Below are 22,580 nucleotides of genomic sequence, written 5' to 3'. Positions count from 1 at the left end.
TGCCTTGCAGTTTTAGGCTTTTTAATAATAAGAGAACAACTAAGGAATAACAGATGAAATTATTACCTTCACTTCTTGCCGCTTCGATTGCGTTCGGGCTTACAACCCCAGCTTTTGCCGCTCAATCAGACAAGAAGGTTGATGCCGAAATATACAAAAATATTAAATTGAGAAACATTGGGCCAGCAGTGACTGGTGGACGTGTCAGTGATTTTGCCTTTAACCCAAATAACCCTGCGCAATATTATGTTGCAACTGCAGCCGGGGGTATTTGGAAAACTGATAATGCAGGCACGACATGGAAGCCCATATTTGATAATGAAACGAGCTTTTCGTTAGGTGATATCACCATGGATCCGAATAATACCCAAGTGATTTGGGCGGGATCAGGTGAAAACAATTCACAGCGCTCAGTAGCCTATGGTGACGGTGTTTATAAGTCAGAAGATGGTGGCAATAGTTGGAATAATGTCGGTTTAAAAAACTCAGAACACATTGGTGAAATTTTAATTGATCCACGCAACTCTGATGTTGTCTACGTTGCAGCGCAAGGACCACTGTGGAATAAAGGCGGTGACCGTGGTCTTTATAAAACTATCGATGGCGGTAAAACTTGGGAAAAATCACTGAATATTAGTGAGCACACAGGCGTCAGTGATATTGCCTTTGATCCACAAAACCCTGATGTAATTTACGCTACTTCTTATCAGCGTCGCCGTCATGTTTGGACGTTAATCAACGGTGGGCCTGAGTCGAGCATTCATAAATCTACCGATGCTGGTAAAACATGGACAAAAATAAACAAAGGACTACCAAGTGTTGAGCTTGGCCGTATAGGCATTGATGTGGCACCAAGTGACGGCAATATTGTTTATGCCATTGTCGAAGCGCAAAAAGGAAAAAGTGGATTCTATCGCTCAATTGACGGTGGTGCGAGCTGGCACAAACAAAGTGACTATGTTTCAGGTAGTCCACAATATTATCAAGAAATTGTTGTTGATCCTAAAAATGCCAATAGAGTTTACTCATTAGACACTTATTTAATGGTCTCTGAAGACGGCGGTAAAACATTTACTAAAGCGGGCGAAGCTGACAAGCATGTTGATAATCATGCTTTATGGATTGACCCTAATAATACTAATCACTTAATTATTGGCAGTGATGGCGGTGTATATGAGTCATGGGATAGGGCTAAGCATTGGACCTTTAAAGACAACATGCCGCTCACTCAATTCTATAAAGTGACTGTAGACAACGACTACCCGTTTTATAACGTTTTTGGCGGTACACAAGACAATGCGTCTTTAGGTGCTCCACATAGAACTACGACCAATTCAGGAATACAAAACAGTGATTGGTTGTTTACCCAGTTTGGTGATGGCTTTAAAACGGTTATCGATCCGAAAAACCCAGATATTATCTATTCGCAATATCAACATGGCGGCCTAGCTCGCTATGATAAAAAATCCGGCGAACGAGTTCAAATGCAGCCTGTGTCACCAGATAAAACCGTAGCGCAACGCTTTAACTGGAACTCACCAATTTTGATCAGTCCTCATAATAATGAGCGACTATACTACGCTTCACAGCAAGTGTTTAAAACGGAAAACAGGGGAGATGACTGGCAAGTGATCAGCGGTGACTTATCAAGAAACACTGATCGCAATAAACTCAAAGTCATGGATAAAGTCTGGAGCGTTGATGCGGTCGCGAAAAACCAATCTACGTCTTTTTACGGTGCGGTGATCGCGTTAACAGAATCTAGCTTACAAGAAGGGTTATTGTACTCAGGTAGCGATGACGGCGTAATGCATGTCACTAAAGATGGCGGTACAGAATGGACTAAGCTAGATTGGCCATCAAAAGTGCCTGACAATTCTTATGTCAGTGATTTAGAAGCGTCGATGTTTGATAAAAATACCGTGTTTGCCACATTTGACAATCACAAACGTGGTGACTTTAAGCCATATGTTTATCGTAGTGATAATAATGGCAAGAGCTGGAAGAATATTACCGGTGACATGCCTACTCGCGGGACGGTTTACACCATCGCGCAAGATCATGTAAATAAAGATTTATTATTCGTCGGCACTGAGTTCGGTGTCTTTTTTACACAAAATGGCGGCAAAAATTGGACCCAGTTAAAATCTGGTATGCCAACAATCACGGTGCGTGATATTGAAATTCAACGTCGAGAGTCTGACTTAGCTATTGCGTCTTTTGGCCGTGGTTTTTTCATCCTTGATGATTATTCGCCACTTCGTGAAAGTGCAACGGATGTTAAAAAGCGAGATGCTACGCTGTTTCCTGTTCGACGCGCCTTTCAATTTATTGAGCATGATCCACTAGGCTTGCCAGGCAAAGCAATGCGGGGTGCTGATTTTTACTTCGCTGATAACCCCGAATATGGTGCGACCTTTAGCTACTTCGTAAATGAAAAATTCACTTCATTAAAGACGCTAAGACATAAGCAAGAGCAGAAGTTGACCAAAGACGGCGACGATGTTTCGTACCCATCTTGGGAGGCATTAAAAGAAGAAGATTACCAGCAGAAATCTGAACTGATTTTTACCGTGCGTGATAGTGAAGGCAACATGGTTCGTCGAATCAAACAGCCGGCAAAACAAGGTTTTAACCGTATTCACTGGGACTTACGTTACCCAGGATTTGAACCCATTAACGCAAGCGGTGACAACGATTCAGGCTGGTTAGTGGTGCCTGGGACTTATCAAGTGTCAATGTCGAAAGTGGTTGATGGCGTAGAAACAAATTACGATCAGAGCCAAAGCTTTGATGTGGTTTCAATTGATAATCGCACTTTCCCAAGTACCGATCGTAAGGCTGATTTAGCGTTTGATATGAAAGCAGGGCGTTTACAACAAGCTGTTTCTGGGGCAAGAAAATACCTAGGCGAGTTGGATAAACGCATTAAGCATATTAACGCAGCAACGACAGAAACGCTGGGTTTAGCGCAAGATACTATTGCATTAGCCCATCAAATGCAGCGTGATTTAAAAGATATTAAATTAACGCTCAATGGTAATACTGTTGTCTCTAAACGCAGCGAGCCAACGCCTACTTCGGTTAGCGGCTATATTGGTTACTTGATGTGGAGTCGTAGTGAAAGCACGAGCCCAGTCAACGAACAACAAAAGCTACGTTTTAAATTGGCCAGTGAAGGTTATAGCGATGTATACCAGCGTATAACCCAGTTGGCGGAGTCAGTTAAACTGACTGAAGACGCGATTGCAAAAGCTGGTGGTAACTGGATGCCAGGCATGATGCCATCGTCTGGGAAATAGCTTTCACGAATTAGTCTACGTTGTTGTTCATGTTACAACGTAGACACAATAGTGAAATGTAAAATAATAAAGCGCCTTAGGGCGCTTTATTATTTTATGGGCAGTTAAAATCATTCATTTTCTACAAAGTTATTGATAAACTCTTTTCGTTTTTAGTTATTCAATGATAAGTCAATGAAATTCAGTCCCCTTGTTCAAGAATTAATAGAGTCTTTTAAGTGTTTACCAGGTGTTGGCGCCAAAACAGCACAGCGCATGGCGTTTCATTTATTAGAGCGTAATCGTCGTGGTGGGGAAAATCTTGCGGAAAAGCTCTCACAAGCGATGGAACATGTAGGCCATTGTCAAAAGTGTCGAAACTTTACTGAACAAGCTTTATGCGATATTTGTTTGAGCCCCAAGCGTCAGCTTTCTGAACTTTTGTGTGTTGTTGAAAGCCCAGCAGATGTGATTGCCATAGAGCAAACCGGTGAATTTATTGGCCGCTATTTTATTTTAATGGGACATTTATCGCCTATTGATGGCATAGGTCCAGACGACTTAGGTTTAGATTTGCTAGCTGCGGAACTAAAACAAGGGCAAATTAAAGAGGTGATTTTAGCTACAAACCCTACTGTAGAAGGTGAAGCGACAGCACACTTTATTGCTGAAATGAGTAAAGATCTTGGTGTGAAAATTTCTCGAATTGCCCATGGCGTGCCAGTCGGTGGAGAGCTAGAGTTTGTTGATGGTAATACATTGTCGCATGCGCTCTCAGGCCGTAAAGATTATTTAAGTTAAACATACTACAATCGTATACTAGAGCGTAACAGAATAATATCCTTGGGGGGCAAGGTAGAACTGTTAGTAAATTAGATAGAGATAGCAGGGTACCTAAGCACGTCTTATCCAAAAAAAATCAGACTTTTTGGATTCACTCCTTTGACTTGCTGCATCCCTTAAATTTCATCAACCATTAGTTGTCGATGTAAATAGGCATTGCTCTTTCGCGCATTACTCTTTTTCTAATCATCGTGAAGAATACTCAATTAAGTTAGCCCCTATAACTGGACAAACTCTACCACTTTATTAACTGTATAGTGTTTGCTATTGATAAGCAGACGTATAAATGTCGTTAGTCACTATTCAGAAACGCCTATTTTAAGGCCGTTAACCCGACCCGTTATTAAAGGAAAAATTCTAACTATCAGCTAATATATAGAGTGAAAAATAATAATTAATTCTACATAACTCGATGCAGATCCTAATGATAAAGGAGAATTGACATGGCTAGTTGTTTTAAGAATTGGTTAAATTGTATGAGAGCGTGTTCACGGCTACCAGGCACTGCAAATCAAATAGCCTGTGCGGCAGACTGTGACCTCGATTTAGCAAGATGTGTAAGAGATTCATTATTTATGTCATCCTCTGCTGATGCACTGGTCTTGGCGCGATCGATAAGATCCGGTTTCCCAATTCCTCTAGAGCTTTTGGTGCAAGATGAAAGCAGTGGTGAGAGTAATACGGAGTTTAATCTTGGCGACATGGTTGATAAAGCGTTTGAAGACAAACCGTTAAGTGAAATTGCCGATGCTTCAGTTTCTGCAATTATGGGGATTTCGGTTGCTGATGCCAAAGTCCTTGAAAAGGCTTTTAATATAAAGACGGTACGGGATTTTGCCAATCATGACTTTGTTCGATATGCGCGCAGTATTGTTGCTCAGGCAGATAACAATGGGTGTTAAGTTACACTTTTAAAGTCAACATAGAGAAAAGCCTAGGGATGCCCTTAGGCTTTTGGGGTTAGTATCAACGCTATGATTCTTGCAGAAGAATAACTAAGGCTTAGAGAATGATTAAATCAACAATGGTTTGAGCAGCAGCGAACGTATATTAAGTTGCTAAGCCTCACCAAAAAAGCCCTATAGATATAAAGGCTCATTTCACCTGAATATCCATTTCATTAAATTTTTTCTTGAATTCAACACCACTATCCCCATATCTGAATTAACTTGCAAACTAGCAGTCGCTAGTTTGCCAAATCAATTTAGTTTATCGTTTATATAGGAGACGTTTCAGATGTCTGAGACAAGTCAAAAAGAAGTTCATGGCTTTCAAACAGAAGTAAAACAATTACTTCAACTTATGATCCACTCACTTTATTCAAATAAAGAGATTTTTTTACGTGAACTCGTTTCTAACGCTGCCGATGCTGCGGATAAATTAAGATTTAAAGCCTTATCAAACGCTGACCTTTATGAAGGTGATGGCGAATTAAGAGTACGTGTTAGTGCAGATAAGGACAACAACACGGTAACCATTTCTGATAACGGTATTGGTATGACACATGACCAAATCGTTGAGCACTTAGGTACGATTGCAAAATCAGGTACTGCGGAGTTTTTCTCTAAGTTATCTGGTGATCAAGCATCTGACTCACAATTAATTGGTCAATTTGGTGTAGGTTTCTATTCTGCATTTATTGTTGCGGACAAAGTGACTGTGCGTTCTCGTGCTGCTGGCGTCTCCGCGTCAGAAGGCGTTGAATGGTCAAGTGAAGGTGAAGGTGAATTCACTACCGCTAAAATCGAGAAATCAAATCGTGGTACCGATATTATTCTTCACTTAAAAGAAGATGAAAATGAATTTGCTGATGACTGGCGTTTAAAATCAATTGTCACTAAATACTCAGATCACATTTCAGTGTCTGTTGAAATGTTAACCCCAGAAATTCCTGCTGTAGAAGCCGTAGAAGAAGTGAAAGATGACGAAGGTAATGTCACTACACCTGCGATTGAAGCACGCGATGCTGTGCCAGCAACTTGGGAAGCAGTAAACAAAGCAACAGCGCTTTGGACTCGTGAAAAAGCAGATATTTCTGAAGATGAATATAAAGAATTTTATAAGCATGTTTCACATGATTTTGGTGACCCATTGTTGTGGGAACACAACAAGGTAGAAGGTAAAACGGAATACACAAGCTTATTGTATATTCCAAGTAAAGCACCATTTGACATGTATAACCGTGAAAAACAGCATGGCTTAAAGTTGTACGTTCAACGTGTATTTATCATGGATGATGCTGAGCAATTCATGCCAACCTACCTTCGTTTTGTGAAAGGTTTATTGGACTCAAATGATTTACCGTTAAACGTTTCTCGTGAAATTTTGCAAGACAATAAAATCACACAAGCCATTCGTAAGGGCTGTACAAAACGTGTGCTGAAAATGCTTGAAAAGCTAGGCAACAAAGACAAAGAGCAATACCAAATATTCTGGAATGAATTTGGTCAGGTGTTAAAAGAAGGCCCGGCTGAAGACATGTCAAACAAGGAAGCGATTGGTAAACTATTACGCTTTGCTTCAACCAATGAAGACTCTCCAGTGCAAAATGTATCATTAACTGAATACATTGAGCGCATGAAAGAAGGCCAAGACAAGATTTATTATGTTGTTGCAGATAGCTTCGAAGCGGCTAAAAACAGCCCTCACTTAGAAGTTTTCCGTAAGAAAGGCATTGAAGTGTTATTACTTTCCGATCGTATTGATGAATGGTTGGTCAGTCACTTAACCGAGTTTGGTGAAAAGCAATTACAATCTGTTGCTCGTGGTGGTCTTGATCTTGGTGATTTAGAAGATAAAGAAACTAAAGAAGCGCAAGAAAAACTTGAGCAAGAGTTCGACTCTGTGACTAAGCGCATGAAAGAAGCATTAGGTGAAAAAGTTAAAGAGGTGAAAATATCTAATCGCCTTACAGACTCTCCGGCAGTGATCACCACAGCTGAAGATGACATGAGCACGCAAATGCAAAAATTAATGGCGTCAATGGGACAAGAAGTACCAGAGACAGCACCGATTTTTGAAATCAATGCAGAGCATGAGCTTGTTAAGCATGTATCAGATGAGCAAGACGATACGTTGTTCAATCAATGGGTTGATGTGTTATTTGAACAGGCAACATTAGCGGAACGTGGTAGCTTAAAAGATCCGGCTTCATTTGTGGCTCGATTGAATAAGTTAATGTTATCGTTAACCAAGTAAGATGTAATTCATTTTTCTTAGAAGGCGCCGTTTGGCGCCTTTTTTAAAACTAAGTTATCCAGCTAAACGGGTTGTCACTCGCCAAGTCAAAATAACATGTGTGGTTTACCTCAACAGGTTAGAGAAAAACTGGTCAAAAAATATTTAATTGTATATTTCTGGGCAACCAGTTCTGTGTCTTTAATTAGACATTAGTCTAAAAACAAGGGTTTTAAGCGCTTTTTTTGTTGTAACGTGCGAATTGTTACTTGTTTGGTAACAAGTGAACTTGTATAGTGTCTTTCTTTTTTATCAACCTTCACAACCGTATAGGCATCTCTTTATGCGCATTATTTTGTTAGGGGCTCCTGGTGCTGGTAAAGGCACTCAAGCACAATTCTTAATGGCCAAATTTGGCATTCCACAAATTTCTACTGGTGACATGCTTCGCGCTGCTATAAAAGCTGGAACGGAACTCGGTAAAAAAGCCAAGGAAGTCATGGATGCTGGTCAGCTAGTCTCTGATGAACTCATTATTGGACTTGTCAAAGAGCGTATCGCTCAAGACGATTGTAAAGGTGGGTTCTTACTCGATGGTTTCCCTCGTACTATTCCTCAAGCCGATGCGATGAAGGAAAATAGTATTGACGTAGACAACGTGATTGAATTTGATGTACCTGATGAAGTCATTGTAGAACGTATGGCAGGTCGTCGAGTTCACTCTGGCTCAGGCCGTGTTTATCATCTTGTTTATAATCCACCTAAAGTGGAGGGTAAAGATGATGAAACAGGTGAAGATTTATCTATCCGCCCAGATGATGAAGAAGCAACGGTTCGTAAACGTTTAGCAATTTATCACGAGCAAACTAAGCCACTTGTTGATTTTTATCAAACGGACGCACAAGCAGGTAACTGCAAGTACATCACCATTGATGGTACGCAACCGGTTGAGCAAGTAAGCGAAAAATTATCAGCTGAATTATCGTAAGTTTTTACAAAGCTGAAATAAAAAGCCCAATCACTGGGCTTTTTTTGTGCCTACTATAAATTGATTGCTACTATCGCGATTTTTCAATCGTCGAATTTTACTTTGTATTATTTTAATGACAGCTTCCTATCAACAGAGAAATGGTCACTAGCCACCGGTACGTTAGCGAGTAATACGATCCCCAAAACAATATGTAGGTCAAAAGCTGCTAGGGCGATATCAGCATATTACTGCAGCTATGTTAAGTATGCTTAGCCCAAGTGCTGACAGAAGAGTTAATAGGCTTATACATAATAATACAGGTAAAATTAAGTCTGCGACGGTAGCGAGTTGAGTGGCTAATTCGAAAGAGAGCAACGGGACTTGATATTCATATTCGAATAAAAACAAGGTTTAATCCCAGTCTTTTACTTTTGTTAGACCTGCTTTGAAAAATATCCAGCCTATGTAAAGCTGAGCGCTTAACAGCACCAGCGAAATTGAGCGGGGGAGTATTTCAAAAAATGGATTGTGTAAATGTCTAATCTGGACCAGTGTGTTCATTAATACTTCTATGAAAATAAGGCACTAACAAAGCTTATACAAGACGCGGTCTTATATATTGGATATCAGTGTTTTGGTTTCATTTGATGTGTACTTTTGGTTGTTAATTAGCGGCAATGGCTATCAGAATAGTCAACCAACGCCGATGATTACGTGTTCTTGAACTGCTCTAGGTAGCCAAGCACTCAAATTGAAATCTGTGTGGCTGACCCTATCCATCGCCGTTGCTAAATCTGTGTTGTTTAGTAGTGATATGTACCATTGGTACTCTGCTTTTGATATATAGACCGATCTTACGTCATATTCTGCCCGATACACCGCGATAAAAAGTCCATCTTCATCCATTTTCTCGAAAGCGGCTCGTAGTAATTGCTCAAACGCTTGCTGTTCAAAGGTAACATTATTGGCAAAATAATCTTTTATTTCTAACACTGGGTAGCTAGAACGATATATTGCAAAACCGCTGTTTAGCTTGAAAAATAACTCACTTGCATCTTTTTGTTCCAATTTACCTAAGCTTTGCAAATCGACAAGTTCATCTTTAGCTCGTGCACAGCGATGTATCATTAAATCTAACTGCGCAACATCAGCTAAGTAGGGAAGTGACTCCAGCAAGGCTTGCTGGCTAAGAAAATCGGGTAATTTTTCTCCCCATTCTCCCCAGTCGGCATTTGTTTTGTAATGCTGTGCCAAATACTTTGCGCTGGCGACAGCGAAATTATCCTCTAAAACAATTTTTACCGTTGGATATGTAATCCCTAGCGCCCGTAGCGCATTGGCATGAAGGTTGTTTTGATAAATTGCTAACCCTTTTTCATCATATGAAGATTGTGCTGAAGTATTAAAAATGTCTGCTAACAAGGTTTGTTGAAAATTAATTAACGACATACTAATACCTTTGATGCAATTGTCTTTGCTTTTTCGGCCTCAGCAACCAAGGTTGTCCAGTTTGGTAAATCTAAATCCCATTCAATTAATGTGGGGATTGGCCCAAACCTAATGATTGCTGAATGAAACAAAGTCCAAACATCATCTGATACAGGTTGGCTATGATCATCAATGACCAATTCTCCTTGATTTACTGAGCTACAGCCAGCTAAATGTATTTCACCAACAATATGCTTCGGAATTGAATTTAACCACGTGGTGGCTTGCATTAGTGGTTCGTGATCTTGCTGATTTACAGCGTTAACCATGAGGTTATTTAAATCGACCAGCAATTGACAGTCTGTATTCTCACATAAACGAACTAGAAACTCAGTTTCAGACATAGTAGAGCCTGCGGGCATGATGTATGCAGACAAATTTTCGACTAAAATTGTACGCCCCAGAGTGCGCTGAATCGTGTCTATATTCTTTGACATCACAGCTAAACTTTCTTCATTGAAAGGAACCGGTAGTAAATCCCCTGCGTGTACTTGAATGTCGCCCAGTTGTCCCCAAGAAAAACTCGCATGATCAGAAATGAGTAGCGGGTTCAATTGTTTGACTAGTTGACTAAACTTACTGATGTGCTCACTGGGAATAGCTTGCACTGACCCTAAGCCTAAACTTGTAGCATGCAGGCTGATGTCATATTGCTGCTGAATGTCACATAGTAGGGCTTGACTAATCCCGCCTTCTGCAAAAAAATTCTCGGCATGTATTTCAACAAAATCAATATCAGCAGGAAAAGACAGTGCGTCATTGTAATGCTGATGCCTTAGCCCAACACCAATGAGAGGAAGCTTGGTATTGGAGCTGTCGTCTTGATCAAGACAACTTGTTACAGTTTGCAATGACATCACTATATTTTCCTGAATTACTGATAATGCTTAGACTTTTGTTGTCGCTTTGAATTTAGCTTTTGCTTCTTTACGCAGCATACCGCCAAGGCTTTCACAGCTCCCCTTGTTCACTAAACGCCACTCGCCGATATCATTATCAACGGTTGATTGGCCTGCACATGAATGGGTACCTGCTAAGTTGCCACAATCATTTTGTCCTGCTGGCGTGATGCCGTAGCAACGCTCTTTTGCTGCTCTTTTTCTGTTGTTTTCTCCTGCCTGCGCAGTATCAATAGCGCCGATTGAAACGGCAGCGAATAATGCGGCAGATAAAGCTAAATTATGTTTCATAGGTAAAACTCCTAAACTACTATTTATTAAATCAAGCAACAATTGCTCAATACTCGATAAATGTTTGCTCAATAAAAGACCTGATCTTCTTAGATTAATTTCACTAAACTAAAGTTAGAAAAATATTTGAATTATGCATAATCGCTCTTTTATTTTACTAAATAATTGATTGCTAGGTATATTGGGTTACTCTACATCTAACAGTTGTTGTGGTGTTTTGTCTTTAATTGTTAGCCAATTTTGCTCAGACATCGCTAGGTATTTTTGCGTATCTTGTTTCCATTTATTTTGCACGTCCTTGTTTAGATTCAAATAAAGTTTGTCTGCAATAATTTTCCAAGCTGTTGGGTCTGTATCGAATTTCTTGTCCATGGCAACACCAAAGGCACAGTAGCCACCGTATTGTGGTGCGTATTTTTGCGGTGAGCTTTTAAATGTGTCTCTGTTTTGGGCTGTATTAAAGCGATAAATTGCGCCTTTATATGTTGCAGTATATTTAGCCATGCCTTGAATGGGCTTGCCGACAGTGAAATACGCCACTGGATCATAGCCTTTTATTGCTAGATCGTTTTCATCAGCGTTCATATCGATATTTGCAGCAAAAGAAATGCTTGATAGTACAAGTAAAGATGTAGCTAATAGCGTTTTGAATATTGAGTTTCTTGTCGTCATCGTCAGTTCTCTTTCTTTGTGAATGTAAGTACGATGAGAATTTTAATGACTCGTTGATTGGCTTCGGGCTAATATCGTCTTAGATTTCGTGCAATTCGTCTAAAAAGTGCAATATGGATCAACTTTCACAAATAATTTCCAAATTTTCGATACAAGCTGGTGTGTTTTATACCGGAAAGTTGTGCGGTCTGTCTTCGTTTGAACAAAATGCAATTGAAGGGCATATTCATGTGCTTAAATCTGGACGCTTGAAGGTCACCGGACTATCGATAGGGGATAGAGTGTTAACAGAGCCTAGTATTATTTTCATTCCTCGGCCTCAGTCGCACCGCCTAATGGCTGGTGCTGACGACGATGCAGAGCTGGTTTGCGCTACATTACAATATGGTATTGGCAATATTAACCCTGTTACACAAGCTTTGCCTGATGTGCTTGTTTTACCATTAGCAAGAGCTCCGCAGTTATTGCAAAACCTAAATTGGGTATTGTCAGAGTCAACGTCAGCTAAACAGGGACATCAAGCGATCATGGATCGCTTGATGGAGGTTTTCATCGTTTCTATGCTTCGTCACCTGATTGAACAGAACAAAATGCAAAAGGGCTTGCTGGCAGGAATGGCGCATGGCCAACTGAGTAAAGTTCTTCAAGCGATTCAGGAAGAGCCAGGACATTCTTGGACACTAGATGAAATGGCAGATATTGCACTTATGTCGAGGGCAAAATTTGCCGCTTTGTTTAAGAACGTTATAGATAAAACCCCAAATGACTACTTAACTGATTGGCGAGTGAGTGTGGCACAAAAATTGTTGCTCGACGGAAAGCCTGTCAGCCTTGTTGCTCAATCTGTCGGTTATGACAGTCCGTCTACGCTAAGCAGAGCGTTCCAGAAAAAATGCCAATTGTCACCTAAAGCATGGTTAAAAAGAATGAATGAGTAGGCGATGTCATATCCTAACAAAATCTATCACTTTTAACCTTTTCTATTTTTATAGAATTCTAGTAACTTCAATACAAATTAAAAATAATAAGGAAAATATATGGTTAGTTTAACTATCACTGGCTTTTATGCGGGCTTAATCGCCTTACTTTTTATGGTTTTATCTATGAAAGTGATCCGACTGAGGTTTAGTAAAAAAATTGGTATTGGCGATGGTGGTGACAGTGAGCTTTCAAAAGCAATCAGAGTACATGCAAACTTTGCAGAGTACCTACCTTTAGCGCTGGTTTTAATGGCAGCCTTTGAAGTTAATGGTGGTAGTGAAATGTGGTTGCATGTTGTTGGCGCTTTATTATTCGTTGGCCGTGTATTGCATGCGATAGGCTTGTCTCAAAGCAAAGGAACCTCTGTTCAACGTGCAGCAGGTACATTGGCAACGCAAGCAGTTATGGTTGGAGTTAGTGTGACACTAATTATTAATTTTATCAGTTAACTTTCGAAAAATAAGGAGCGTGTAAATACCAACCACGCTCTACTTTTATTAAGCTTTTAACATGCCAATATGTGGGATGCCATCTTCTAAATACATTTCTGTCACTTGCTTAAAACCGTGTTGTTGATAAAGCTTTGCTAAATGCTCTTGTGCCGAAATTTTAATGCTAGACGTGTTAAAATGTTCATTACAAGCATTAATACCTAGTTTAATTAATTCATGTCCTAAGCCGCTACCACGTGCCGCATTCGCTATCAGCACTCTTCCAATACTGATATGATTTTTGTAAGTAGTTCCTTTGGGTAAAACTCTCAGGTAAGCATGCATCTTTCCATCACCTTCGTTGTAACCGAAGAGATGCAATGTCTCAGGGTGGCGATCTAGATCATCTAAATCAGGGTAATAGCAGGTTTGCTCAACAACAAATACATCGATACGAAGTTTAAGGAAATCGTACAATTCATCTGTGGTTAGCTCTTTAAATGACTTGGTTATCCACTTCATAAATACTCTTTTTGACTGCTGGTTTAATAGCGCCTATTCAATCATGAAGCCATGGATAACTCAATAATATTGGAACGTAAAATTAGCTGGCGTGTTGATATAGTTTTTCTAGGTATCCTTGGTATTGTTTATTGTCTAAATACTCAAGAATTTCTGTTCTAAATTGTTGTATGTCGAGCCCAGGAAATTCGCTGACAAGGACATTATTTAACTCTGATGACTTTAGAAATAACAAATAGCCGAGCGGCAAAAATTGCGGCTCAAAGTCGCCTTGATAAATAGTTGCTCTAATTTGATGACGGGAGTAAAAATGCTGTTTACCGTAACGTTTTTCTAGTAAGGGTAACAGTTTAGTGCCGTACTTTTTCAGTGACCAATATTTAAACATCGCCTCATCCTTAGCTAGTCATAATTGCATTTTATCCAAATGCAGGCGAAAAATTATACACCTTATCTTAACTGGTGCAATGATTTTTCGTTGCTGCGCCTTTGAATTAGCCTTAATGATTGAGTATATTCATTTGCTTATGGTCAATAAAAAATCCTGCTTGGGTATAGGCTTTCTTAATAGCACCACGTTGGCGCATGAGGGCTAAACCAGCATTTATTGCTTTAAACGCTTGAAGTCCATGTGGATGATGTTTACTTATCACGAAATGGCGACTGTCTTTAAGTTCAATCGCAACACCTTCGACCGGCACAAGGTGAATGTTATCCAATGTAAAAGTTTGATCTTCACTTGAATGAAACGGCATTAGCATTAAATCAATCCACTGCATATCAACCATCCTTGCCATACTTAACCATTCGTCTTCTCTAATGAGTTTTTTAAAAGGCAATTCCGATAGGGTTTGCCAATCAGTGCGCCACTTAGGTGTAGAAACCGCTGTAAACTGTTTCAGATCATTTAGTTCACTGATGGCCAATACAGCTGTGTTGTTTGTACTTGTGTAGATGCCAGCAATATACTCTCCCTTTTTAATCACCGGAGAAGAAATATACAAATGCTTAGATAGAGCATTGGCATCTGAAAGCCAGTATGAGTCGAAGCTAATCAGTAACTTACCGCGTTCTAATAATTTGGTATTTCTAAAATTGACTTTACCGGGAATGTATTTAAAAGAATGGGTAAAACCTCCTAATGCTAATGCTTGTTGAGCAATGATCATGTCGACAACGTCGCGTCGTATAGTGTGGCCTGAAAAATTATCAATATTGATAACATTTCTACCGTCAATAAACTCTTGGTAATCCACGTAAACATCATCACGGATATAAATCAGAATATCATCGGCTTTGCTTGATGAAATACTAAGACAATATAAAAATACAAAAACATAAGTTCGCATTTATCTAGGCCAATTAGACCACAATAATTTGAGTATAGGATCTGCTATTAGAAAAACTCAACTTTATAACTGATCCTTATTTCTTGTTTCTTATTTTTTGTGACGTTTAACAAGTACTTCCATGACTTCGTTAAGCCTCACGTTTTTATCCTGTAACAGGACTAGGGTGTGGTAAAACAAGTCAGCACATTCGCCGAGCAAATCATCTTTGGTTTCAGCAACAGCAGCCAGCGCAACCTCAACGCCTTCTTCACCGACTTTTTGTGCGACTTTTGTCGTGCCTCTAGCAAGCAGTCTTGCGGTATAGCTTTCATCGATCGGATCGTTTTTACGCTGCTCAATGTAACGTTCTAAATACGAGAGAAAATTTTGTTGACTAAGCAATTGCTCGGGAAAGCATGACTCTGTGCCTAAATGACATGCTGGGCCTTGTGGTATGGCTGAAATGAGCAGACTGTCTTGGTCGCAATCGGTTAATACTTGTTTAACGTTTAAAGTATTTCCTGATGTCTCGCCTTTTTGCCATAATCGCTGTTTTGAGCGACTAAAAAATGTCGCTTTTGTACATGATAAAGTAGCCTTAAGTGCTGCTTGGTTCATGTAGCCTTGCATCAATACGGCGCCTGTGGCTTCATCTTGTACAATCGCGGGGATTAAATTATCCATTTTTGACCATGCAAGGTCATTTAGATTTTCCAATGTAACTATCATTCTTAAACCTGTTTATTGGGCGTATAAGCACGAAGTTTAATGCCTATTCGCGTTAATGCTTATTTCAGACGCATAGCGATATGATTGTTTTTTAGTTGATTTTTTAAGTCGATGATATCGATAACACCTTTGTGAAAAACACTAGCCGCTAGGGCACCGTCGACATCAGCTTTTTTAAAAACATCTTCAAAGTGGCAAATTTCTCCTGCACCGCCTGAGGCGATAAGTGGAATATGGCAAATCGAACGTGCTTGTTCTAACTGCACTAGATCATAGCCACTGCGCACACCGTCTTGGTTCATACAATTTAGGACAATTTCTCCAGCACCACGTTTTTGGACTTCTTGAATCCAATCGAAGGTTTGCCATGACGTTTTTTGCGTACGGCTTTCATCACCAGTAAATTGATAGACCTGATATTGTTGGGTGTCTTGATCAAAATAGCTGTCTATACCAACCACAACACATTGAACGCCAAAATGATCGGCAAGGCGCTCGATAAGTGAAGGATCTTGCAGAGCGGGTGAATTAATGCTGATTTTATCCGCCCCCATCATTAATATATCTTTAGCGTCTTGCTCTGACTTAATCCCGCCCGCGACACAAAATGGGATATCAATGACTTCGGCAATTCGGCTGACCCAGCTTTTGTCTACAACCCGCCCATCAGCGCTGGCGGTAATATCGTAAAAGACGAGTTCATCAGCGCCTGCTTGGGCATATTTTTGCGCCAAAGGAACGATGTCACCAATGAGTTCATGATTTCTAAACTTTACCCCTTTAACGACTTTGCCATCTTTAACGTCTAAACAAGGAATGATGCGCTTGGCTAACATGAACTCTCTCCAGCTGTTGCTCGGTTATTTTCAGTTTTAGGCCAGCACGCGATTGCTTGTTCTAAAGTGAATTTTCCTTCGAGTAATGAACGTCCTAATATCACGCCGTCAACACCGGTTGGCAGTAAAGCTTTGATATCATCTAACGAGCCGATACCGCCGGATGCTTGCCATTTTATTGTCGGATATTGCTGACAAAGCTCACGATAAAGTTGGACATTGCTGCCTTGCAACGTGCCGTCTTTACTGATGTCAGTACATAACACATGAATTAGGCCAGCAGCGATGTAATCATCCAGTAAATTTTCTAAATTTACGCCACTGTCTTTTATCCAGCCATGTGTTGGCAGGGTTTTATTCCCGTTCGTATCAATTTTTACATCTAGCGCGAGGACAATTTTCTCTCCACCAAATTCGACTATCCATTCTCTGATTAACTCGGGTTGTTTAATCGCTAATGAGCCGATGACAATGCGATTTGCGCCTAAATCAAGTAGCTGCTGAACGTCCTCTTTACATCGCACGCCGCCGCCAACTTGGATGATCATGCTTGGGTGATTGACCAAAGTTTTTAGCAAACTAAGTTGGCGTCTATTGCTGTCTTTCGCGCCATCAAGGTCGACAAAATGCATAACAGTCGCACCTGTAGAGGCGTATAAATCTTGTCGCTCTTTAGCCGTATACTCATAATTGGTTTTTTGCTGGTAGTCACCTTGGTATAGCCTAACCACTTGACCGTCAATTAAGTCTATTGCTGGGATCATCATGGTTTACATCTCCAAAAAATTTTTAATAATCTTGCTACCATTTTCTCCAGAGCGCTCTGGGTGAAATTGACAGCCAATAAAGTTGTCTTTAACAATTGCGGCGGAAAATTCGCTACCATACTCGCACGTAGCTCCCGTATACTGGCTAAGTGGCGCGGCAAAACTATGGACGAAATAGAAATAATCACCGGCGTTAATACCTGCAAAAATAGGGTGGTCAATCACTGAGGTTAAGGTGTTCCAACCCATATGAGGCAACCTATTTGATTTTGCGTCAAGTGGCTTAATTTCAGTAGGAATTACGTTAAGGCAGTCGATTTTTTCGCGATGTTCGCCCACAGTGCTTTCATAAGAAGCTTGAGTCATCAGTTGCATACCAAGACAAAAGCCTAAAACCGGCTGAGTTAAGTTTTTTATGCAATCAACCAATTGTTTTTCTTTGATATTTTTCATGGCGTGTTTAGCATTACCTACGCCGGGTAAAATTACTTTATCTGCATTGTTAATGATTTTGACATCATCTGTAATGATTGCATCAAAACCCAAACGTTTAATGGCAAAGCGTACTGATGATAAATTGGCACAGCCAGTATCTATGATGACAATTTCATTGTTGCATTCTTGTGTACTTAACGTTGTCTGTTTTTCAGTCGACATTATTCCATAGCTCCTTTACAACGTGCCTTTTGAACTGGGCATAGCGTCACCTTTGACTTCAATCGCTTGGCGTAGCGCACGGCCGAATACTTTAAACAGACTTTCAACTTGGTGATGGCAATTACCTGTTGATGTTGATAAGTGCAATGTAATTGCCATGCTATCAGCTAACGAGCGGAAGAAATGCGATACCATTTGCGTTGACATCGTGCCGACTCTATCATCAGTAAAATTGGCATCAAACTCTAGCCAAGGTCTACCAGATAAATCGATGGCACATTCAGCGCGACATTCATCCATGGGAAGAACAAAACCAAATCGTCCTATGCCTCTTTTATCACCTAAAGCGGTTTTAAGTGCTTGTCCTAGTGCTAATGCTGTATCCTCCACACTGTGGTGTTCATCAATATGGTAATCGCCCGAAACTTCACAATTAAGTGAAAACCCGCCGTGTGTAGAAATTTGCTCTAGCATGTGATCAAAAAAACCAAGGCCAGTGTTGATTGTGGCCCCTTGACTGGCGCTACTTGCGTCAAGATTTACTGCAATAGTGATATCAGTTTCTTTAGTGGTGCGGGTGACAGAGGCTGTTCTGGGTTTTGTCAGTAATTGCTCGGCTATCGTTAGCCAATTTAATGTTTGACGATCATACTTAATTCCCTTTATCGCCATATTTTTAGCCAATTGGATATCGGTTTCACGATCGCCAATGACAAAAGAATTAGCAAAGTTCACTTTGCCTTGTTGTAGGTAGTCGCTGACCAAGCCGAGTTTGGGTTTACGGCAACTGCAGTTATCTTCATCAAAGTGGGGGCAAAGTAAGACATCATCAAATTTTATTCCTTGAGAGGAGAACATTTCCATCATTTTATCGTGTGGAAGATCGAAGTCAGCTTGGGGATAGCTACTGGTGCCTAAACCGTCTTGATTTGAGACCATAACTAAGCGATACCCTGCATTTTGTAGTTTTAATAAAACCGGGATGACGTTTGGCTCAAACACCAGCTTCTCCAAACTGTCGACTTGCTTATCAGACACTGGCTCCTCGATTAATGTTCCGTCTCTGTCGATGAATAAAATATTTTGTGTTGACATGAAATTAAGATCCTTGGTTTGCTGAAGCGTTATTATTTAACGACTCACTTGCTTGGTTATCATTGATAATGTCGTTTATTGCTTTCATTGCGCTATCGAGCTCTTGTTTACTGCCAATACTGACACGTAAGCAGTTTACTAAGCTTAATTGTTTTGACTGATCGCGAATGAGTATGTTTTGTTGCTTTAAGCCATTAAATAACAGCGCTTTATAAGGCGTGTTAAACAGAACGAAATTGGCGTCGCTTGGATAGACCTCGTTACACCACGCTTGTTGCTCAAGCCACTCGACAAAAAGTTGTTTTAAAGCATTGGTCTCTGACACTCTGGCTGTCATCTGACTTAAATTATTACTCGCTAACGCTTGGCTCGCAATTTGTGCAACAGGTGCTGAAATTGGGTAAGGTGCAATAACTTTAGATAACATGGTGATGATTTCAGGCGAGGCTAAAGCAAAGCCGCAACGAAGGCCAGCTAAAGCAAATGCTTTAGATAGTGTACGTAAGACTATGAGGTTAGGATATCTTGCTAACCATGAGGTAACTGTATTTTCTGAGCAAAACTCAATATATGCTTCATCGACGACTACAATGGCGTCATCGACAAACTCGTCCAGTACGGCTTTAATTTGGGTCTGCGGCAGTAAATTACCTGTTGGGTTGCCCGGTGAGCATAAAAAGATCACTTTGGCTGTGCCTTTTTGGGCAATAATCTCTTCAATATCTAATATCTTGTCGACAAGTGGAACTTTAACAATCCCCGCGCCGTGATTTTCTGCGCTGATCGCGTACATGCCATAAGTTGGCGGACAAATCAGAATACTGTCTTGATAGGCCTTACAAAAGGTACGAATGATCAACTCAATCCCTTCATCTGCGCCTCGAGTGGCCAGAATATACTCAACAGGCAACTTGCAATAGTCGCTGTAGGCTTTCAACAAGTTCTCAGGTTGAAAGTCTGGGTAACGGTTAATACACTCTGCAGATAATTGATAATTACCGTCGCCGGGTGCTTCGTTGGCATTAAGCCAAATTTTTCTGTTGAAGTTGTTAGTTTGACCTGTAACTGTATTATCCGTCTTTTGTAGCCTACGTGCAGATTGATATGGGATCATGTCAATTAACTCTTCACGAGCAAGTTTGTTGATCAGCGATTGTTTTATGTTGGTAGTCGTTGTCATTATCAAATCCTACTTTTCTAGCCTTATTGTGACAGCGCGCTGGTGGGCGTCTAATCCCTCGGCATTTGTTAGCTCAATAATACAGTCCGCTAAGTTTGCTAATCCTTTTTTACTGATTTCTTGGACGGTGTAACGGCGAGAAAAATCAGCTAAAGACAGACTGCTGACTACTTTTGAGTAGCCATAGGTTGGTAATACATGATTAGTACCACTGGCATAATCCCCGGCAGACTCTGGCGTATATTGACCAATAAAGATAGAACCGGCATTTCGTAATTTACCAATCCATTGTTGTGGATTTTTAGTTTGAATAATTAAATGTTCAGGGCCATATAGGTTTGAAACTTCTACAGCTTGGTCTAGTGAACGGACCAATATAAAACGGCTTTTACTTAACGCTTGAATTGCGGTATCGCTTCGACTAAGTGTATTCAGCTGTTCCGACAGTTCTTTGTTTACGGCGCTCAATAGTTGCGAACTGTTTGAAAGCAAAATGACTTGGCTATCTGTCCCGTGTTCAGCTTGTGACAATAAATCTGCTGCAACGTAAGCAGCGTTTGCTTGTTCGTCGGCGATAACAAGTACTTCTGAAGGACCTGCTGGCATATCAATCGCAAAGCCTGGAATTTGTTGTGAAAGTTGTTTTTTGGCTTCGGTGACAAACTTATTGCCTGGACCAAATACTTTATTTACCGATTCAATAGATTCGGTGCCAAGGGCTAAAGCGGCTACCGCTTGTGCTCCACCAACAGCGTATATTTCCTCTATTTCACAAAGGGAAGCTGCGGCCAGTACTTCTGGTGCAATGTTACCGTTTGCATCCGGAGGAGAAACCAGCACCTTTCGTGAGCAGTTCGCAAGCTGAGCAGGAACCCCCAGCATTAGCACCGTTGACGGAAGAGGGGCAGTACCAGCAGGAATATATAAACCGACCGATTCAATCGCTTCTGTTTTTAAAGTGCAGATAACACCTGGGCAGGTTTCCACCGTGATGTCTTCCTGTCGCTGGGCTGCATGGAAACGCTGAATTTGATCATAGGCTTGTTTAAGTGCAGTGAGCCTCTTCGGAGATAGGCCATCAATAGCTTGCGTTATCTGATCTTGTCCAATTTTAAGATTAGCCAAATTTGCACCATCAAAGCGTTTAGTTAGTTCTAATAGTGCCTGGTCGCCTTTGCCTTTTACTTGATTGATGATGTTGCGTACTTGAGTCTCCAATAACGCACTTTCATCCATTGCCGGGCGACATAATGTATTTTGTCGTTGCTTATTATCGAGCTTTGCCCAATCGGTAATTTGGAGAGCTTTAAACTCAAGTTTTGTCTCATTTGTATTATTCATGCTACTTGCTCACATTAACCCATCATTTTTTCGATTGGCATCACTAAGATCGAGTTACACCCTAGCGCTTTTAGGTTTTCCATGGTTTCCCAAAAAAAGGTTTCAGTAGCAACCACGTGAACTGCAACCAAATCTTCTCTGCCCGCTAACGGAAGTACAGTTGGTGTTTCTTTACCAGGCATTAATCTACTGACTTCGTTTAGTTTATTTTTAGGCGCGTGTAGCATGATATATTTACTTTCTTTTGCTTTCATTACACCTTGTATGCGAGGAAGCAGGGTATCGAGTATTTTTTGTTTTTCTTCATTGATGGTGTTGGTTGATTGAATGAGCGATGCTTTAGAGCGGAAAATCACTTCCACTTCTTTTAATCCATTAGCTTCAAGTGTCGCGCCGGTAGAGACTAAGTCACAAATACCGTCTGCTAAGCCAACGCGAGGCGCTACTTCAACCGAGCCCTTGAGCATACAAAAATCCACTTTTATGTTGTTTTCTGCAGCAAAGCGGTTGAGTAGTTGTGGGTAGGTTGTCGCAAATCGTAAGCCATGTAGTGACTCAATACCCTTATATTGGAACTCTTCTGGCATGGCGATAGATAATCGACATCCCCCAAAGTTAAGCGTGGTAGTTTTAGCGTAGCTTGCATTGCCACCCAAAAGCTCTCGTTCAAGTGCTGCTTCTTCTAAGGTGTTGTCACCCACGATGCCCAAATCACAAACGCCGTCCATAACCAAGCCGGGGATATCACTAGAGCGGACACGCATAATATCTACAGGCATATTGGCTACGTGTGCGAGTAAACGACGATCTGTGACGTTAAGTTTTAGACCACATCGTTTGAGAAGGTTTTGCGTTTCCTCACTTAAACGACCTGACTTTTGCATTGCGATGGTTAATCTATTTTTCATGGCCAACTTCCTATCTTAAATCCAATTAATAAACGTTAAAAAAGCAAAAACCCCGAAGGAGTTGGACTCTTTCGGGGTTCTTGAATTAGATTTAGAAATTCGTTCACCGCTGAAAGGTCCATAGCCCCTCAGCGAATAAACCTGAGCAGCTAATCGATATGATGATGGTGATGAATAGCGC

General features: G+C 40.6%; 22 protein-coding genes. 7 read left to right on the top strand and 15 right to left on the bottom strand.

All coding sequences use genetic code 11. The annotated features are described in order from the left end of the window. The first annotated feature begins 53 nt into the window (after positions 1–53). The 5 genes from QUE03_RS11995 (at position 54) to adk (ending at position 8,289) form a co-directional block, all read left to right on the top strand. Complete coding sequence (locus QUE03_RS11995) at positions 54–3,302, top strand: VPS10 domain-containing protein (RefSeq protein WP_286261749.1); 3,249 nt, start codon at positions 54–56, stop codon at positions 3,300–3,302. A 174-nt stretch (positions 3,303–3,476) separates the two neighbouring features. Further along, the gene (gene recR / locus QUE03_RS11990; protein ID WP_286261747.1) at positions 3,477–4,082 is read left to right on the top strand and encodes a recombination mediator RecR; all 606 of its coding nucleotides are present in this window, start codon (positions 3,477–3,479) and stop codon (positions 4,080–4,082) included. Positions 4,083–4,567: 485 nt separating this feature from the next. Beyond that, complete coding sequence (locus QUE03_RS11985; protein WP_286261745.1) at positions 4,568–5,026, top strand: hypothetical protein; 459 nt, start codon at positions 4,568–4,570, stop codon at positions 5,024–5,026. Between the two features lie 334 nt (positions 5,027–5,360). Beyond that, complete coding sequence (gene htpG, locus QUE03_RS11980; protein WP_286261743.1) at positions 5,361–7,322, top strand: molecular chaperone HtpG; 1,962 nt, start codon at positions 5,361–5,363, stop codon at positions 7,320–7,322. Between the two features lie 322 nt (positions 7,323–7,644). Then, positions 7,645–8,289, top strand: coding sequence for an adenylate kinase (gene adk, locus QUE03_RS11975; protein ID WP_286261741.1), 645 nt, complete (start codon positions 7,645–7,647; stop codon positions 8,287–8,289). A gap of 675 nt (positions 8,290–8,964) precedes the next feature. On the opposite strand, the gene QUE03_RS11970 is transcribed toward adk, so the two are convergent. From QUE03_RS11970 to QUE03_RS11955, 4 genes are all read right to left on the bottom strand, one after another. Continuing rightward, on the bottom strand, positions 8,965–9,720 hold the full coding sequence (locus QUE03_RS11970; protein WP_286261739.1) for an HvfC/BufC family peptide modification chaperone: 756 nt from the start codon (positions 9,718–9,720) through the stop codon (positions 8,965–8,967). Further along, positions 9,711–10,616 carry an MbnB/TglH/ChrH family RiPP precursor modification enzyme gene (locus tag QUE03_RS11965; RefSeq protein ID WP_286261736.1) on the bottom strand — a complete coding sequence of 302 codons (906 nt, stop codon included), beginning with the start codon at positions 10,614–10,616 and terminating at the stop codon, positions 9,711–9,713. The genes QUE03_RS11970 and QUE03_RS11965 overlap by 10 nt, the downstream gene beginning before the upstream one ends. A gap of 30 nt (positions 10,617–10,646) precedes the next feature. Beyond that, complete coding sequence (locus QUE03_RS11960; RefSeq protein ID WP_286261733.1) at positions 10,647–10,949, bottom strand: BufA1 family periplasmic bufferin-type metallophore; 303 nt, start codon at positions 10,947–10,949, stop codon at positions 10,647–10,649. A gap of 186 nt (positions 10,950–11,135) precedes the next feature. Further along, entirely contained in the window at positions 11,136–11,621 is a 486-nt protein-coding gene (locus tag QUE03_RS11955) for a YHS domain-containing (seleno)protein (protein ID WP_286261731.1), read from the bottom strand. A gap of 113 nt (positions 11,622–11,734) precedes the next feature. Between QUE03_RS11955 and QUE03_RS11950 the strand changes: the two genes are divergently transcribed. After that, complete coding sequence (locus tag QUE03_RS11950) at positions 11,735–12,559, top strand: AraC family transcriptional regulator (RefSeq protein WP_286261729.1); 825 nt, start codon at positions 11,735–11,737, stop codon at positions 12,557–12,559. A gap of 99 nt (positions 12,560–12,658) precedes the next feature. After that, positions 12,659–13,051: an MAPEG family protein gene (locus QUE03_RS11945; RefSeq protein WP_286261727.1), complete on the top strand. Its 393-nt coding sequence runs from the start codon at positions 12,659–12,661 to the stop codon at positions 13,049–13,051. Between the two features lie 48 nt (positions 13,052–13,099). Here the strand turns inward: QUE03_RS11945 and QUE03_RS11940 are convergent, their stop codons facing one another. The 11 genes from QUE03_RS11940 to hisG all read right to left on the bottom strand — a co-directional run bounded on the left by QUE03_RS11940 (position 13,100) and on the right by hisG (position 22,399). Beyond that, positions 13,100–13,555, bottom strand: a complete 456-nt coding sequence (locus tag QUE03_RS11940; protein ID WP_286261725.1) for a GNAT family N-acetyltransferase — start codon at positions 13,553–13,555, stop codon at positions 13,100–13,102. Between the two features lie 82 nt (positions 13,556–13,637). After that, positions 13,638–13,943: a DUF6559 family protein gene (locus tag QUE03_RS11935; RefSeq protein ID WP_286261724.1), complete on the bottom strand. Its 306-nt coding sequence runs from the start codon at positions 13,941–13,943 to the stop codon at positions 13,638–13,640. 112 nt (positions 13,944–14,055) lie between these two features. Further along, positions 14,056–14,904 carry a hypothetical protein gene (locus QUE03_RS11930; RefSeq protein WP_286261722.1) on the bottom strand — a complete coding sequence of 283 codons (849 nt, stop codon included), beginning with the start codon at positions 14,902–14,904 and terminating at the stop codon, positions 14,056–14,058. Positions 14,905–14,994: 90 nt separating this feature from the next. Next, positions 14,995–15,615 (bottom strand): bifunctional phosphoribosyl-AMP cyclohydrolase/phosphoribosyl-ATP diphosphatase HisIE, encoded by a 621-nt coding sequence (gene hisIE / locus QUE03_RS11925; protein ID WP_286261720.1) that lies wholly within the window; start codon positions 15,613–15,615, stop codon positions 14,995–14,997. Between the two features lie 59 nt (positions 15,616–15,674). Further along, positions 15,675–16,451, bottom strand: a complete 777-nt coding sequence (gene hisF, locus QUE03_RS11920; RefSeq protein WP_286261717.1) for an imidazole glycerol phosphate synthase subunit HisF — start codon at positions 16,449–16,451, stop codon at positions 15,675–15,677. Then, the gene (gene hisA, locus QUE03_RS11915) at positions 16,445–17,218 is read right to left on the bottom strand and encodes a 1-(5-phosphoribosyl)-5-[(5-phosphoribosylamino)methylideneamino]imidazole-4-carboxamide isomerase (protein WP_286261715.1); all 774 of its coding nucleotides are present in this window, start codon (positions 17,216–17,218) and stop codon (positions 16,445–16,447) included. The genes hisF and hisA overlap by 7 nt, the downstream gene beginning before the upstream one ends. A 3-nt stretch (positions 17,219–17,221) precedes the next feature. Then, positions 17,222–17,875, bottom strand: coding sequence for an imidazole glycerol phosphate synthase subunit HisH (hisH, locus tag QUE03_RS11910; protein ID WP_286261713.1), 654 nt, complete (start codon positions 17,873–17,875; stop codon positions 17,222–17,224). A 15-nt stretch (positions 17,876–17,890) separates the two neighbouring features. Beyond that, positions 17,891–18,970, bottom strand: coding sequence for a bifunctional histidinol-phosphatase/imidazoleglycerol-phosphate dehydratase HisB (gene hisB, locus QUE03_RS11905; RefSeq protein WP_286261710.1), 1,080 nt, complete (start codon positions 18,968–18,970; stop codon positions 17,891–17,893). A gap of 4 nt (positions 18,971–18,974) precedes the next feature. Next, positions 18,975–20,150, bottom strand: coding sequence for a histidinol-phosphate transaminase (gene hisC / locus QUE03_RS11900; RefSeq protein ID WP_286261708.1), 1,176 nt, complete (start codon positions 20,148–20,150; stop codon positions 18,975–18,977). A 9-nt stretch (positions 20,151–20,159) separates the two neighbouring features. Further along, positions 20,160–21,491 carry a histidinol dehydrogenase gene (gene hisD, locus QUE03_RS11895; RefSeq protein WP_286261705.1) on the bottom strand — a complete coding sequence of 444 codons (1,332 nt, stop codon included), beginning with the start codon at positions 21,489–21,491 and terminating at the stop codon, positions 20,160–20,162. A gap of 14 nt (positions 21,492–21,505) precedes the next feature. After that, positions 21,506–22,399: an ATP phosphoribosyltransferase gene (gene hisG / locus QUE03_RS11890; RefSeq protein WP_286261703.1), complete on the bottom strand. Its 894-nt coding sequence runs from the start codon at positions 22,397–22,399 to the stop codon at positions 21,506–21,508. Positions 22,400–22,580: the final 181 nt, after the last annotated feature.

Origin of the sequence: Thalassotalea atypica (assembly GCF_030295975.1) — a bacterium.
Lineage (GTDB): Bacteria > Pseudomonadota > Gammaproteobacteria > Enterobacterales > Alteromonadaceae > Thalassotalea_F > Thalassotalea_F atypica.
The sequence above is the reverse complement of the archived record's forward strand: the minus strand, read 5'-3'. Positions and strand labels throughout refer to the sequence as shown.

Excerpts from the sequence above, each read along its gene's own strand:
- adk (WP_286261741.1), top strand. The coding sequence starts at position 7,645 with ATGCGCATTATTTTGTTAGGGGCTCCTGGTGCTGGTAAAGGCACTCAA.
- QUE03_RS11985 (WP_286261745.1), top strand. The coding sequence starts at position 4,568 with ATGGCTAGTTGTTTTAAGAATTGGTTAAATTGTATGAGAGCGTGTTCA.
- hisF (WP_286261717.1), bottom strand. The coding sequence starts at position 16,451 with ATGTTAGCCAAGCGCATCATTCCTTGTTTAGACGTTAAAGATGGCAAA.
- recR (WP_286261747.1), top strand. The coding sequence starts at position 3,477 with ATGAAATTCAGTCCCCTTGTTCAAGAATTAATAGAGTCTTTTAAGTGT.
- htpG (WP_286261743.1), top strand. The coding sequence starts at position 5,361 with ATGTCTGAGACAAGTCAAAAAGAAGTTCATGGCTTTCAAACAGAAGTA.
- QUE03_RS11935 (WP_286261724.1), bottom strand. The coding sequence starts at position 13,943 with ATGTTTAAATATTGGTCACTGAAAAAGTACGGCACTAAACTGTTACCC.
- QUE03_RS11950 (WP_286261729.1), top strand. The coding sequence starts at position 11,735 with ATGGATCAACTTTCACAAATAATTTCCAAATTTTCGATACAAGCTGGT.
- hisG (WP_286261703.1), bottom strand. The coding sequence starts at position 22,399 with ATGAAAAATAGATTAACCATCGCAATGCAAAAGTCAGGTCGTTTAAGT.
- QUE03_RS11930 (WP_286261722.1), bottom strand. The coding sequence starts at position 14,904 with ATGCGAACTTATGTTTTTGTATTTTTATATTGTCTTAGTATTTCATCA.
- QUE03_RS11965 (WP_286261736.1), bottom strand. The coding sequence starts at position 10,616 with ATGTCATTGCAAACTGTAACAAGTTGTCTTGATCAAGACGACAGCTCC.
- QUE03_RS11960 (WP_286261733.1), bottom strand. The coding sequence starts at position 10,949 with ATGAAACATAATTTAGCTTTATCTGCCGCATTATTCGCTGCCGTTTCA.
- hisB (WP_286261710.1), bottom strand. The coding sequence starts at position 18,970 with ATGTCAACACAAAATATTTTATTCATCGACAGAGACGGAACATTAATC.
- QUE03_RS11970 (WP_286261739.1), bottom strand. The coding sequence starts at position 9,720 with ATGTCGTTAATTAATTTTCAACAAACCTTGTTAGCAGACATTTTTAAT.
- hisC (WP_286261708.1), bottom strand. The coding sequence starts at position 20,150 with ATGACAACGACTACCAACATAAAACAATCGCTGATCAACAAACTTGCT.
- hisH (WP_286261713.1), bottom strand. The coding sequence starts at position 17,875 with ATGTCGACTGAAAAACAGACAACGTTAAGTACACAAGAATGCAACAAT.
- hisD (WP_286261705.1), bottom strand. The coding sequence starts at position 21,491 with ATGAATAATACAAATGAGACAAAACTTGAGTTTAAAGCTCTCCAAATT.
- QUE03_RS11945 (WP_286261727.1), top strand. The coding sequence starts at position 12,659 with ATGGTTAGTTTAACTATCACTGGCTTTTATGCGGGCTTAATCGCCTTA.
- hisA (WP_286261715.1), bottom strand. The coding sequence starts at position 17,218 with ATGATGATCCCAGCAATAGACTTAATTGACGGTCAAGTGGTTAGGCTA.
- hisIE (WP_286261720.1), bottom strand. The coding sequence starts at position 15,615 with ATGATAGTTACATTGGAAAATCTAAATGACCTTGCATGGTCAAAAATG.
- QUE03_RS11995 (WP_286261749.1), top strand. The coding sequence starts at position 54 with ATGAAATTATTACCTTCACTTCTTGCCGCTTCGATTGCGTTCGGGCTT.
- QUE03_RS11955 (WP_286261731.1), bottom strand. The coding sequence starts at position 11,621 with ATGACGACAAGAAACTCAATATTCAAAACGCTATTAGCTACATCTTTA.
- QUE03_RS11940 (WP_286261725.1), bottom strand. The coding sequence starts at position 13,555 with ATGAAGTGGATAACCAAGTCATTTAAAGAGCTAACCACAGATGAATTG.